This window comes from Sphingopyxis sp. NJF-3, assembly GCF_053514865.1.
Window position 1 is genome coordinate 3,559,495 of record NZ_CM130726.1, and the last position, 13,514, is coordinate 3,573,008.

Annotated in this window: 8 protein-coding genes; 6 read left to right on the forward strand and 2 right to left on the reverse strand. The window is 68.5% G+C overall.

Annotated features, from left to right (window positions below):
* Positions 1 to 118: 118 nt before the first annotated feature.
* Both kduD and kduI read right to left on the reverse strand, forming a co-directional pair.
* Positions 119 to 871, reverse strand: coding sequence for a 2-dehydro-3-deoxy-D-gluconate 5-dehydrogenase KduD (gene kduD / locus ACOTSS_RS17120; protein ID WP_448689187.1), 753 nt, complete (start codon positions 869 to 871; stop codon positions 119 to 121).
* A gap of 64 nt (positions 872 to 935) precedes the next feature.
* Positions 936 to 1,772: a 5-dehydro-4-deoxy-D-glucuronate isomerase gene (gene kduI / locus ACOTSS_RS17125; RefSeq protein WP_448689188.1), complete on the reverse strand. Its 837-nt coding sequence runs from the start codon at positions 1,770 to 1,772 to the stop codon at positions 936 to 938.
* Positions 1,773 to 1,986: 214 nt separating this feature from the next.
* On the opposite strand from kduI, the gene ACOTSS_RS17130 reads away from it, so the two are divergent.
* The 6 genes from ACOTSS_RS17130 (at position 1,987) to ACOTSS_RS17155 (ending at position 13,501) form a co-directional block, all read left to right on the forward strand.
* Positions 1,987 to 3,165, forward strand: coding sequence for an efflux RND transporter periplasmic adaptor subunit (locus ACOTSS_RS17130; protein ID WP_448689189.1), 1,179 nt, complete (start codon positions 1,987 to 1,989; stop codon positions 3,163 to 3,165).
* Between the two features lie 6 nt (positions 3,166 to 3,171).
* The gene (locus ACOTSS_RS17135; protein ID WP_448689190.1) at positions 3,172 to 6,360 is read left to right on the forward strand and encodes an efflux RND transporter permease subunit; all 3,189 of its coding nucleotides are present in this window, start codon (positions 3,172 to 3,174) and stop codon (positions 6,358 to 6,360) included.
* Entirely contained in the window at positions 6,357 to 7,769 is a 1,413-nt protein-coding gene (locus ACOTSS_RS17140; protein WP_448689191.1) for an efflux transporter outer membrane subunit, read from the forward strand. The genes ACOTSS_RS17135 and ACOTSS_RS17140 overlap by 4 nt, the downstream gene beginning before the upstream one ends.
* 284 nt (positions 7,770 to 8,053) lie before the next feature.
* The gene (locus tag ACOTSS_RS17145; protein WP_448689192.1) at positions 8,054 to 8,830 is read left to right on the forward strand and encodes an ImuA family protein; all 777 of its coding nucleotides are present in this window, start codon (positions 8,054 to 8,056) and stop codon (positions 8,828 to 8,830) included.
* Complete coding sequence (locus tag ACOTSS_RS17150; protein WP_448689193.1) at positions 8,742 to 10,280, forward strand: Y-family DNA polymerase; 1,539 nt, start codon at positions 8,742 to 8,744, stop codon at positions 10,278 to 10,280. The genes ACOTSS_RS17145 and ACOTSS_RS17150 overlap by 89 nt, the downstream gene beginning before the upstream one ends.
* Complete coding sequence (locus ACOTSS_RS17155) at positions 10,277 to 13,501, forward strand: error-prone DNA polymerase (RefSeq protein ID WP_448689194.1); 3,225 nt, start codon at positions 10,277 to 10,279, stop codon at positions 13,499 to 13,501. The genes ACOTSS_RS17150 and ACOTSS_RS17155 overlap by 4 nt, the downstream gene beginning before the upstream one ends.
* The last annotated feature ends 13 nt before the right edge of the window (positions 13,502 to 13,514 follow it).

Sequence of the window (13,514 nt, forward strand, 5' to 3'; positions counted from 1 at the left end):
CCAAATCCGTTCGCGCTGAGCTTGTCGAAGCACCGTTCTTTCTTCCTTCCGGCCATTCAAGATAAGGACAGCCCTTCGACAAGCTCAGGGCGAACGGAAATTTTGAGGCGCCTCTTCGTTATCGCGCGAGCCAGCCGCCGTCGACGGCGAGGATATGGCCCTGGACATAGTCCGACGCCGATGAGGCGAGGAAGACCGCAGCGCCGCCGATGTCGGCGGGGTCGCCCCAGCGCCCGGCGGGAATACGCTCGACGATCTGGCGGTTGCGCGCTTCGTCGCCCTGCAGCGCGGCGGTGTTGTTCGTCGCGATATAGCCGGGCGCGATTGCGTTGACCTGCACCCCCTTCGCCGCCCATTCGTTCGCGAGCAGCTTGGTGAGCCCGCCGACGCCCGATTTCGACGCGGTGTAGCTCGGCACGCGGATGCCGCCCTGGAAGGTCAGCATCGAGGCGATGTTGATGATCTTGCCCGAACCGCGCGCGATCATATGCTTGCCCACCGCCTGGCAGAGGAAAAAGAGCGTTTTCAAATTGGTGTCCATCACCGCGTCCCAATCGGCTTCGGTGAAGTCGACCGCGTCGGCGCGGCGGATGATGCCGGCGTTGTTGACGAGGATGTCGATGCGGCCGAACTCGGCGAGCGCCGCGTCGACGAGCGGCTGCACCGCGGCGACGCCCGACAGGTCGGCGCTGAAATTGGCGGCCTTGCGGCCGAGAGCGCGGACCTTTTCGACGGTCTCGTCGGCGGGCGAGCGGCCGGCGGCCGCGATATCCGCCCCCGCTTCGGCGAGCGCGAGCGCGATGCCCTGGCCGATGCCGGTGTTGGCGCCGGTGACGAGCGCGGCTTTTCCTGTGAGGTCGAACATTCGCATCGTTATCTTAATCCAATGTCATGCTGAGCTTGTTTCAGGGTGACGATGAAGACAGGAACAGTCCTTACTTCAATTGGCAGATGTCGAGGACGTTCATGTCGGTATAGTCGAGATTTTCGCCGCCCATCGCCCAGATGAAGGCGTATTTCTTGGTCCCCGAACCCATGTGGATCGACCAGGGCGGGCTGATTACCGCTTCCTCGTTCGCGATCACGATGTGCCGCATGCTGTCGGGCTCGCCCATATAATGGAAGATGCGGTCGTTTTCCTCGGGCAGATCGAAATAGAGATAGATTTCGCTGCGCCGGTCGTGGAGGTGCGGGGGCATGGTGTTCCAAACGCTCCCCTCTTCGAGCACGGTCAGGCCGAGCAGCAGCTGCGCGCTTTCGCACACGCCCGGAATGACGAGCTGATAGATCGTCCGCTGGTTCGAATTGGCGAGGTCGCCGCGCGCGAGCGGGTTCGCCTGGTCGAGGGTGACATGCTTGATCGGGCATATTTTATGCGCCGGAAGCGAGGCGAGATAGAAGCGCGCGCCGTCGCCCTCGAAGGTCACCTCCTTCGACCCCATCGGGATATAGAGGCATTCCTTGTTCTTCATCTCGAAGCGTTGGCCGTCGACGCTGATCGCGCCGTCGCTGCCGATGTTGACCGCCGCCATCTCGCGCCGTTCGAGGAAGGGATGCCCCGCCGCCGACGCGGGCTCGCTCTGCGCGGGGAGCGTCAGCGCCCCGCCCTTCGGCACCGCGCCGCCGATCACGAAGCGTTCGTTGTGCGAATAGTTGAGGTGGATTTGGCCGTCCTCGAACATGCCGGCGACCAGATAGCGCGCGCGCAGATCGTCGTTCGACACATCCTCCATCATGTCGGGATGGGTGGCGTGATAGGTCTTGGCGAACATGATCGGCGTCCTTGTGCTGGATAATGGAGCTGGCATCTGGCTACCGGTAATGGTAACCGGTGTCAATGCTTGGGGGTGAGCCAGGCCCCCGACACGGAAATTTGTCGTAATTTGTCGCAAAAAGGCTAATCCGCTTGCCAGTAGCGGCCCGATGCGGTGAATAAGAGCCCAATCCTCCGTTCCTCCCCGCGGATCGACACGAGATACATCGACTATGCCCAACAAGAGGCCGCTGCTCCTGACCGGAGCCCTGTGCGCCGCGATGCTGTCGCTGAGCGCCTGCGCGAACAAGGACGACCGGAACGGACGCGACCGCGGTGCCCCCGAAGTCGGCTATGTCGTCGCCGCGGCGTCGGCGGTTCCGATCACCACCGAGCTCGGCGGCCGCACCGTCGCCTTCGAGACCAGCGAAGTGCGCCCGCAGGTCAGCGGGCTGATCCGCCGCCGCCTGTTCACCGAGGGCGGCGTCGTGCGCGCGGGCCAGCCGCTCTACCAGATCGACGCGAGCCTCTATCGCGCGGCGGTCGATCAGGCCGAGGCCAATCTGGCGAGCGCGCGGGCGAGCGCCGCAGCGGCCGAGGAGAAAGCGAAGCGCTTCGAGCCACTCGCGAAGATGCAGGCGATCGCCGAGCAGGATTATACCGACGCGCTCGCCGCGGCGCGGGTCGCCCGCGCGGCCGTCGCGCAGAATGCCGCGGCGCTCGAAACCGCGCGGATCAACCTGCGCTATGCGACGATCACCGCACCGATCGGCGGGCGCATCGGCCGCAGCCTCGCCACCCCCGGCGCGCTCGTCAGCGCGAGCCAGGCCGAACCGCTAGCGCTGATCCAGCAGCTCGACCCCATCTATGTCGACATGCAGCAGTCGAGCGCCGAGCTCACCGCACTCCGCCAGTCGCTCGCGGGCGGCGGCACCCAGCCGGGCAGCACCGCGGTGCGCCTGAAGCTCGAGGACGGCAGCGACTACGGTTTCACGGGCACCGTCCAGTTTTCGGAGATGACGGTCAACGAAGCGACGGGCACGGTGACGCTGCGCGCGCGCTTCCCCAATCCCAAGGGGTTGCTGCTGCCCGGCATGTTCGTCACCGCCCTGTTCGACCAGGCGATCGAGCCCGACGCGATCCTCATCCCGCAGCCCGCGGTGCAGCGCGATTTCGACGGCAGCGCCTATGTCTATCTGGCGGGCAAGGACAACAAGGTCGTGCGGCGCAAGGTGACCACGACGCGCACGTCGGGCACCAACTGGGTCGTTTCGGCGGGGCTTGCAGCCGGCGACCGCGTGATCACGCAAGGGGTCGGCAATCTCAAGACGGGGATGGCGATCCGTCCGGTCGCGGCGAGCAGTGCCCAGCGGGCGGGCGCGGGCGCCGGACGGGCGGCGAAGGACAAGTAACCCGCTATGTCGCGCATCTTCATCGACCGCCCGATCTTCGCCTGGGTGCTGGCGATCATCGTGATGCTGGGCGGGCTCGGCGCGCTTTTCTCGCTGCCGATCGAGCAATATCCGGACATCGCGCCGACCCAGGTCAATATCCGCGCGACCTATCCGGGCGCGTCGGCCGAGACGATCGAGAACAGCGTCACTCAGGTGCTCGAACAGCAACTGACCGGGATCGACGGCCTCCTCTATTTCAGCTCGCAGTCGAACTCGCGCGGGCAGGCGACCATTCGCGCCATCTTCGCCAAGGGCACCGACCCCGATATCGCGCAGGTTCAGGTGCAGAACCAGATCCAGTCGGCGCTCTCGCGCCTGCCCGAACAGGTGCAGAGCCGCGGGGTGCGCGTCAGCAAGTCCAATTCGGACACGCTGCTGCTCGTCGCGGTGTTCGACACCACCGATACGCGATCGAACCAGGACGTGTCGGACTATCTGACCTCGAACATCCAGGACCCGCTGTCGCGCGTCGACGGAGTCGGCGACGTCGATGTGTTCGGCGCGCCGCACGCGATGCGCATCTGGCTCAACCCGCAGCGGCTCGCCGCGGTATCGCTGATGCCCGGCGACGTGGTCAGCGCGATCAACGCCCAGAACAGCGAGATCGCGGCGGGCGACGTCGGCGGGCTGCCCGCGCCCAAGGGCCAGATGCTCAACGCGACGGTGACCGCGCAATCAAAGCTGCAGACGCCCGAAGAATTCGAGAATATCGTCCTCAAGACACTGCCCGACGGATCGACGGTGCGGATCAAGGATGTCGCGCGCGTCGAGCTGGGGGCCGAAAATTATACGAGCGTCACCCGCGTCAACGGCCATCCGGGCGCCGGCATATCCATCTCGCTGTCTCCGGGGTCCGATGCGCTGAAGACCGCCGAGCTGGTCAAGGCGCGGATGGACGAACTGGCCGCCGACATGCCCGAAGGGCTGGGCTATGCCTATGCCAATGATTCGACCAGCTTCATCAAGCTGTCGGTCAGCGAGGTGCAGAAAGCGCTGTTCGAGGCGATCCTGCTGGTCGTCATCGTCATGTTCGTCTTTCTGCAAAGCTGGCGCGCGACGCTGATTCCCGCGATTGCGGTGCCGGTGGTGCTGCTCGGCACCTTCGCGATCTTCTATATCGCCGGCTTCTCGGTCAACACGCTGACCCTGTTCGGGCTCGTCCTCGCGATCGGCCTGCTCGTCGACGATGCGATCGTCGTGGTCGAGAATGTCGAGCGGTTGATGGAGGAAAACCCCGGCATGACCGCGCGCGAGGCGACGATCCGGTCGATGCAGGAATTGCAGGTCGCGCTCATCGCAATCGGTCTCGTTCTTTCCGCGGTGTTCCTGCCGATGGCCTTTTTCGGCGGATCGACCGGGGTCATCTATCGCCAGTTCTCGATCACCATCGTCTCGGCGATGGCGCTGTCGGTGCTCGTCGCGCTGGTGCTGAGCCCGGCGCTGACCTCGATGCTGCTCAAGCCCAGGGCGCATGGCGCGGAAGGCGAGACCCGCCGCTTCCCGCGCCTCCACGATATGTTCGAGCGTGCGAAGCATGGCTTCAACACGCGCTTCGACCGCGCCAGCGCCAGCTATGCGGGCAGCGTCGCCAAGGTCGTCGACCGCAAATGGCTGTTCCTCGCGATCTACGCGCTCGCGGTCGCGCTGCTCGTGCTGCTCTTCTTCCGTCTGCCGGGCGGTTTCCTACCCAACGAGGATCAGGGCCGCGTCGCGATCCAGTTCCGCCTGCCCGCGGGCGCGACGCTGGAGCGCACGTTCGAGGTGCGCGACGCGGTCGAAGATTACCTGCTCAGCGCCGAAAAGAATAATGTGCAGGCGCTGTTCCTGGTGGCCGGCGGCGGCGGCGGAGCGTCGGGGCAGAACGCCGGCCAGGGCTATGTCAACCTGGTCGACTGGGACGATCGCCCCGGCCCCGAAAACACCGCCGACGCGATCGCCCAGCGCGCCAGCAGGGCGCTGTCGGGGCTCCGCGACGCGCAGATCTTCGCGCTCGTCCCCGGCGCGGTGCGCGGGCTCGGCGACACGTCGGGCTTCACGATGGAATTGCAGAACCGCGCCGGGCTGAGCCGCGAGGACTTCGCCGCCGCGCGCGACCGGCTGCTCGACATGGCGAACGCCAATCCCAGGCTGCGATCGGTGCGGCTGAGCGACCTGCCCGACGTCGCGGCGCTGAAGATCGACATCGATACCCAGCGGCTGACCGCCTATGGCCTCAGCAACAGCGACGTGAACAACACGCTGTCGACCGCGTGGGGCGGCCGCTACGTCAACGACTTCATCGACAAGGGGCGCGTCAAGCGCGTCTATGTGCAGGGCGATGCGCCGTATCGCGCGGCGCCCGAAGATCTCGGCCAATGGTATGTCCGCTCGTCGGACGGCGGCATGTCGCCCTTCTCGGCCTTTTCGCGGATCGGCTGGTCGACGACGCCGAGCAGCACCTCGCGCTTCCAGGGCGTTCCCGCCTATGAAATCTCGGGCCAGCCCGCCCCCGGCACCAGCTCGGGCGAGGCGATGGACCTGATGGAGGCGATGGCGGCGCAGATCCCCGGCACCAGCGTCGCTTGGGCGGGCTCCTCCTATCAGGAGCGGCTGTCGTCGGGGCAGGCGCCGCTGCTCTATGGATTGTCGCTGCTCGTCGTCTTCCTCTGCCTCGCGGCGCTTTACGAAAGCTGGTCGATCCCGGTCGCGGTGCTGCTCGTCATCCCGCTGGGGCTCGTCGGCGCGGTGCTTGCGGTCAGCCTGCGCGGGCTCGAGAACGACGTCTATCTGCAGATCGGCCTTCTGACGACGATGGGGCTCGCGGCGAAGAACGCGATTCTGATGATCGAGTTCGCCGAGCAGCAGGAACGGCAGGGCAAACGGGTGATCGAGGCGGCGATCGCCGCGGCGAAGATCCGTCTGCGCCCGATCCTGATGACGAGCTTCGCCTTCATCTTCGGCGTGCTACCGCTCGCGGTCGCGACCGGAGCGGGGGCGAACAGCCGCGTCGCGATCGGCACCTCGGTGATCGGCGGGATGCTGACCGCGACGCTGCTCGCCATCTTCTTCATCCCGCTCTTCTTCGTGCTCGTGCGGCGCGGGGTGCGCGACGGGGTCGCGGCGCTGCGCGAACGCTTCGGCAAGCGCGGCGACGCGCAGGAGATGCCGGCATGACGCGCGCGCGCCTGTCTCTGATCGCCGCGCCGCTGCTGCTCGCGGGCTGCTCGCTCGCGCCGAAGACAGTGCTGCCCCCGCCGCCGGTGCCGCAAAGCTGGCCGGTCGGCGACGCCTATCTGTTGCAGAGCGAGGCGGCGCTGCCGGCCCTTTCCTATGGGCAGGTCTTCACCGACCCGCGATTGCAGTCGCTGATCGAGCAGGCGCTCGCGAACAACCGCGACCTGCGCACCGCTTTTGCCAATGTCGCCGCGGCGCGCGCGCAGGTGCGGGTGACGCGATCGGCGCAATTGCCGGCGATCGGCATCACCGCCGGAGCGGGCTATTCGGATCGCGGCGGCAGCGGGAACGGCTCAAACGGCGCCAGCGCCGATTTCTCGCTGCAGGGCGGGGTCACCGGCTTCGAGCTCGACCTGTTCGGGCGCCTCGCCAACGCAACCGAGGCCGAGCGCAACCGCGCGCTCGCGACCGAGGCGGCGGCGCGCACGGTGCGGCTCGCGCTGATCGCCGATCTCGCCGACGCCTGGGCCAGTTATGGCGCCGATCGCGACCTGCTGGCGATCGCGCGCGACACCGCGGCCAATGCGCGCGAGAATGTGCGGCTCACCAGGGCGCGGCTCGACGGCGGCATCGCCCCGCGCACCGACCTCCGCCAGGCCGAGCAGATTCTCGCGACCGCAGAGGATTCGATCGCGGCGCAGACGAGCGCGCTCGCGCAGGACGAGAATCTCATTCGCCTGCTCGTCGGCGGCGACGTCGACCGCACGCTGCTGCCCGCAAGCCTGGCCGAAGCCACGGACGCAATCGTCGCGCTGCCCGCCGGGGTGAGTTCCCAGATCCTGCTGCGCCGCCCCGACGTGATCGAGGCCGAATATCAGCTCCGCGCCGCCAATGCCGACATCGGCGTCGCGCGCGCGCGGCTGTTCCCCACCATCTCGCTGACCGGGCTGCTCGGCTTCGCGAGCGACGCGCTTTCGGGCCTGTTCGACGGCGGCGCTTTCGCCTGGTCGGCGGGGGGCGAGGCGAGCGCGTCGATCTTCGATTTCGGGGGACGCCGCGCCGGGGTCGCGGTGACCGAGGCGCAGCGCGACGCGGCGCTTTCGAGCTATGAAGGCGCGATCCAGACCGCGTTCCGCGAGGTCGCCGACGCGCTTGCGGTGCAGGGCACGATCGCCGAGCGGGTGCGCGCCGCGGCGGCGAACAGCGCGGCGGCGGCCGACACCGCGACGCTGACCGACGCGCGCTACAAGGGCGGGGTCGACAGCTTCCTCGCCAGCCTCGACGCGCAGCGCAGCCTCTACACCGCGCGGCGCAGCGAGATCGCGACCCAGCTTCTGCTCGCGCAGACCCGAATCGCGCTGTTCCGCGCGCTTGGGGGTGATAGCGGAGCGGGGGCGGAACAGCCTTAGTGTGCTGATTGGGCGTTTGCGCCGGGGTGCGAGCGACGGATTTTTGTTTCGCACAAAGACACGAAGCCACAAAGAGGCTTGTATCGCGCCGTTAGGCGCCATTCATTCGCAGCCCTGTATCGAGACGCTGTCTTGGAAGGGTTACGGCTGCGCCGCGAATCCCCCTTCTTTGTGGCTTCGTGTCTTTGTGCGAACTCATTTTACCCCCGCTCTCGCACCCATGATCGCCGTCGCTTGACAAGCGACCGGACTCGCGCGCTAATAGAACATATAGAGAACATGCTATGCGCGAGTCGTCTTCCCCTCTCGCCGGGCTGCGCCGCCGCGTCGCCCGGATCGCCGCTTCCGGCGGACCGCCCGGCGCGCGCGCCGACGGCTGGCTGGCGAGCGGGCATGCAGGGTTCGACGCCGCGCTCGGCGGCGGGCTCGCGGTGGGGCGGGTGCACGAGATGTTCGCCGATTCGCTCGACGCCGCGAGCGCCGCCGCCTTTGTCGCGCTGCTCGCCTTGCGCGGCGGGGGCACGGCGCCGCTGCTGTGGCTGCGCACCGCCGACGCCGGGCGGCAGAGCGGGCATCTCTATGCGCCGGGCATCGCCGAGCTCGGCGGCGATCCCGACCGGCTGCTGCTCGTCGAGACGGGGGATGCCAGGGCGCTGCTCGCCGCCGCGAATGACGCGCTGCGCTGCCCCGGGTCGACGGCGGTGGTCGTCGAAAGCCGAGGACGCCTGCCCGCGCTCGATCTGACCGCGGGGCGGCGGCTCGCGCTCGGCGCGCGCGATGCCGGGACGGTGCTGCTGCTGCTGCGCCTGGGGGCCGAGCCCGTGCCGAGCATCGCCGAGACGCGCTGGCGCATCGCGGCGGCGCCCTCGCGCGAACTGGAGGCGAACGCGCCGGGCGCGCCCGCCTTCGATCTCGAATTGCTGCGCTGGCGCGCTGGCCCCGCGGGCGCGCGCTGGCGGCTGGAGTGGAACCGTGACGATCAAGCCTTCCGCGACGCGGCGCTATCTGGCGCTGTTCTTCCCCTGGCTCCCCGCCGAGCGCTGGAGTCGCGCGGCGCCTAGGCCGCCTGACGCCCCGCTCGTCTTTGCCGAAAAGCTGCGCGGCGCGCTGCGTCTCGCGGCCGTCGATACGCGCGCCGCGACGCTCGGCCTCGCCCCCGGCATGGCGCTCGCCGACGCGCGCGCGCAGGTGCTGGGTCTGCGCGTCGTGCCGCACGATCCGGCGCTCGACCGCGACTGGCTCAACCGGCTCGCGCAGGGCTGCGCGCGCTATACGCCACTCGTCGCGCTCGACCCGCCCGACGGGCTGATCCTCGATATCGCCGGCGCCGCCCATCTGTTCGGCGGCGAGGCGGCGCTGGCCGCCGACGTCGAGGCGCGGCTCGAGCGGACGGGCATGACCGTGCGCCCGGCGCTCGGCCCCACCGCCGACGCGGCGCGCGCACTCGCGCGCTATCCGGCACCGCCCGCCCCCGACGAGGCGGCGGCGATCCGCCGCCTGCCGGTCGCGGCGCTCGAACTCGATGCCGAGGCGACGCGCGCGCTCGCCCGCGCGGGGCTCCGGACGATCGGCGACCTCGCGAGCAGGCCGATGGCGAGCCTCGCCGCGCGCTTCGGCGCCGAGGCCGCAGAGGCGCTGCGCCGCCTGCTCGGCGACGCGCCGAGCCCGCTCGCACCGCGCCTGACGCCGCCGCCCGTCGCCGCCGAGCGCCGCTTCGCCGAGCCCGTCGCGAGCACGCCGCACGCGATGGGGGTGCTCGCCGAACTCGCGGGTGAAGCGATCGAGACCCTTGCCGGGCGCGGCAAGGGCGGGCGCGATTTCCGCGCCACCTTCTTCCGCAGCGACGGGCTGGCGCGCACGATCGCGGTCGAGACCGGCGCCCCGACGCGCGACGCCGCGCTGGTCATGCGCCTTTTCGCCGAGCGGATCGACGTGCTGCGCGATCCGATCGACCCCGGTTTCGGCTTCGACATGATCCGCCTCGCCGTGCCGCGGCTCGAAGCGTTGGGCGCGAGCCAGCTGAGGCTCGAAGGCGGCGCGGCGCGCGCGCCGGCGATGGACGAACTCGCAGACCGGCTCGCGACGCGGCTCGGGCGCGGACGGGTGCGCCGATACCGCCCCGCCGACACGCATATTCCCGAACAGGCGCAGCTCGAACTCCCCGCGATCGACGCGCCGTCGCCGCAGCCCTGGCCCGCGCCCGACCCCGGCGAGCCGCCGCTGCGCCCCTTCTGGCTCTTCGATCCGCCGCAGCCGATCGAGGTGATCGCCGAGGTGCCCGACGGCTCGCCGCAGCGTTTTCGCTGGCGCCGCGCGCTTCACGCGGTGCGCCGCTATGAAGGCCCCGAACGCATCGCCGCCGAATGGTGGCGGCGGCGCGACAACAAGGGGCTGACGCGCGACTATTACCGCGTCGAGGATGTCCAGGGCCGCCGCTACTGGCTGTTCCGCCACGGACTCTACGAGGAGAAGCCCGATCCGCGCTGGTATATCCACGGGCTGTTCGCATGAGCGAGACCCCCGCCCTGCCCCCCGCCTTCGCCGAACTGGTCGCCGCGACCAACTACAGCTTACTCCGCGGCGCCTCGCACCCCGCCGCGATGGTGGCGGAGGCGATGGCGCTGGGCCTCGGCGGCATCGGCATCGCCGACCGCAACAGCGTCGCGGGGGTGGTGCGGGCGTGGGCTTTTCTAAAAGATCTGCAGGTCAAGAAGCCCAAGCTGGTGGAGGGCTTCCGGCTGGTGGTTGGAGCACGGCTCGCCTTCGCCGACGGCACCCCCGACATCGTCGCCTATCCGGTCAGCCGCCACGGCTGGGGGCGGCTGACGCGCCTGCTCTCGACCGGCAATCGGCGCGCGCAGAAGGGCGACTGCATCCTGACCCTCGACGACCTGCTCGCGCATTCGGGCGATCTGTTGCTGATCGCGATGGACGGCGACGCGGCGCTGCTCCGCACGCTCAAGCGGGTGCGGCCGAAATCGGTGTGGCTGGCGGCAACCATGCCGCGGACCGGAAGCGACGCGCGGCGGCTGGCCGAACGCCTGCGCCTGTCGGCGGCGACCGGCGTTCCGCTGCTCGCGACCAACGATGCGCTCTATGCCTCCGCCGCGCAGCGCCCGCTCCACGACATCATCACCTGCATCCGCGAGGGGGTAACCGTTCAGAAAGCGGGCCGGCTGCTGCGTGCCAATGGCGAACGGCATCTGAAATCCCCCGAGGAGATGAAGCGGTTGTTCGATGGCTATCCCAAGGCGGTCGAGGAAAGCGCGAAGCTGCTGGCGCGAATCTGCTTCCGCCTCGACGACCTGCGCTATGAATATCCGCACGAACCGGTGCCGCCGGGCTGGAAACCGTTCAACTATCTCCACCATCTGGTGAAGACGGCGGCGGAGGCACGCTATGGGACGCCGCTGCCGCCCAGAGTCCGCGCGCTGATCGGGAACGAGCTGCGGCTGATCCGGCGCCGGAGCTATGTCTATTATTTCCTGACCGTTTACGATCTCGTCCGCTTCGCGCGGGCGCAGGAGCCGCCCATATTGTGTCAGGGGCGTGGGTCGGCGGCCAATTCGATCGTCTGCTTCCTGCTCGGCGTCACCTCGGTCGACCCGATGAAGCACGAACTTCTCTTCTCGCGCTTCATGTCGGCCGAGCGCGACGAGCCGCCCGACATCGACGTCGATTTCGAGCATGAGCGGCGCGAGGAGGTGATCCAGCATATCTATGACCGCTATGGTCGCGACCGCGCGGGGATCGCCGCGACCGTCATCCACTACCGTCCGCGCAGCACGATTCGCGAGGTCGGCAAGGCGCTCGGCTTCAGCGAGGATGTGACCGCGCGGCTCGCCGACACGAGCTGGGGAAGCTGGGGCGACGAGGTGCCGGTCGAACGGCTCGTCGAGGCCGGGCTCAACCCGCATAATGGCGAGATCGAACGTCTGCATCGCTTCGTCGGCGAACTGCTCAAGGCGCCGCGCCATCTCTCGCAGCATGTCGGCGGCTTCGTGCTGACCGAAGGGCGGCTCGACGAGCTGGTGCCGATTCACAATGCCGCGATGGAGGATCGCACCTTCATCGAATGGGACAAGGACGACATCGACGCGCTCGGGCTGATGAAGGTCGACGTGCTCGCACTCGGCATGCTGACCTGCATCCGCAAATGCTACGACCTGATGCGCGAACATGGACTGGGCGACCACACGCTGGAGCTCGACATCGATTGCGACGACGAAGCCGTTTATAAAATGCTCCAGAAAGGCGACAGCATCGGCGTGTTCCAGGTCGAAAGCCGGGCGCAGATCAACATGCTGCCCCGCCTCAAGCCGGAAATATTCTACGATCTTGTCGTGCAGGTTGCGATCGTCCGCCCCGGTCCGATCGAGGGCGATATGGTGCATCCCTATCTACGGCGGCGGAACAAAGAGGAGCCGGTCGAGTTTCCCCGACCCGCACCGCCACATCCCGCCGACGAACTGCACGATGTGCTGGGCAAGACCTGCGGCGTCCCGCTGTTCCAGGAACAAGCGATGAAATTGGCGATGGTAGCGGCAGACTTTACGCCCGAGGAAGCCAACGGCCTGCGCCGGGCGATGGCGACCTTCCGCAATGTCGGGACCATCGACAATTTCCGCGACAAGATGATCGGCGGCATGGTGCGGCGCGGCTATGAGCAGGAATTCGCCGAACGCTGCTTCAAGCAGATCGAGGGCTTCGGCAGCTATGGCTTTCCCGAAAGCCATGCCCAGTCCTTCGCGCGGCTCGTCTATGTTTCGTCGTGGATCAAGCATTATCACCCCGCCGTCTTCGCCTGCGGAATCCTCAATTCGCAGCCGATGGGCTTCTACGCCCCCGCGCAGCTCGTCCGCGACGCGCGCGACCACGGGGTCGAGGTGCGCGGGGTCGATGTGAATGCGAGCGGGTGGGACAACAGCCTTGAGCGGCGCGCCGACGGCACCCTCGCGCTGCGGTTGGGGTTCCGGCAGGTCGATGGATTTCGCGAGATATGGGCGGACGCGATCGCCGGTGCGCGCACCCGTCCCTTTGCCAGCGTCGAGGAGCTGGCGCGCCGTGCCGCGCTGCCTAGCCGCGCGCTGCGCCTGCTCGCCGAGGCCGACGCCTGCCGCTCGATGGGGGCCGAGCGGCGCCCGGCGCTGTGGGAGGCGCGGCGGGTGCGGCAGGGGGTGCTGCCGCTGTTCGGCGCCGCCGGCGCGGACGAACTCGGTGCGGAAGAGGATGCGAAGCTGCCGCCGACGCCGCTCGCCCACCATGTGCTCACCGATTATCAGACGACGCGGCTGTCGCTGAAGGGGCATCCGATGGCGTTCCTGCGCCGCGCCTTCGCGAAGGAAGGCGTGCTGAGCTGCCGCGAAACCGCCGCGACGAAAAACGGCCTGATCGTCCGCACCGCCGGCGTCGTGCTGATCCGCCAGCGTCCCGGCAAGGGCAATGCGGTCTTCATCACGCTCGAGGATGAGGGCGGCATCGTCAACGTGCTGCTGTGGGCGCGGCATTTCGAACGCTATCGGCGTGCCGTCATGGCGTCGCGGCTGATGCTGGTCGAAGGCGAGGTGCAGCGGAGCAAGGAAGGCGTCGTCCACCTGATGGCGACCCGCGTCGCCGACCGCACCGCGATGCTCGATGCGCTGGGGGACGATGCCGCGCCACGCGGCCCCATGCCGCGCCACGGCCACCCGCGCGACGTCCGCATCCTGCCCAAGTCGCGGGACTTTCATTGAGGCCGAGAAACGT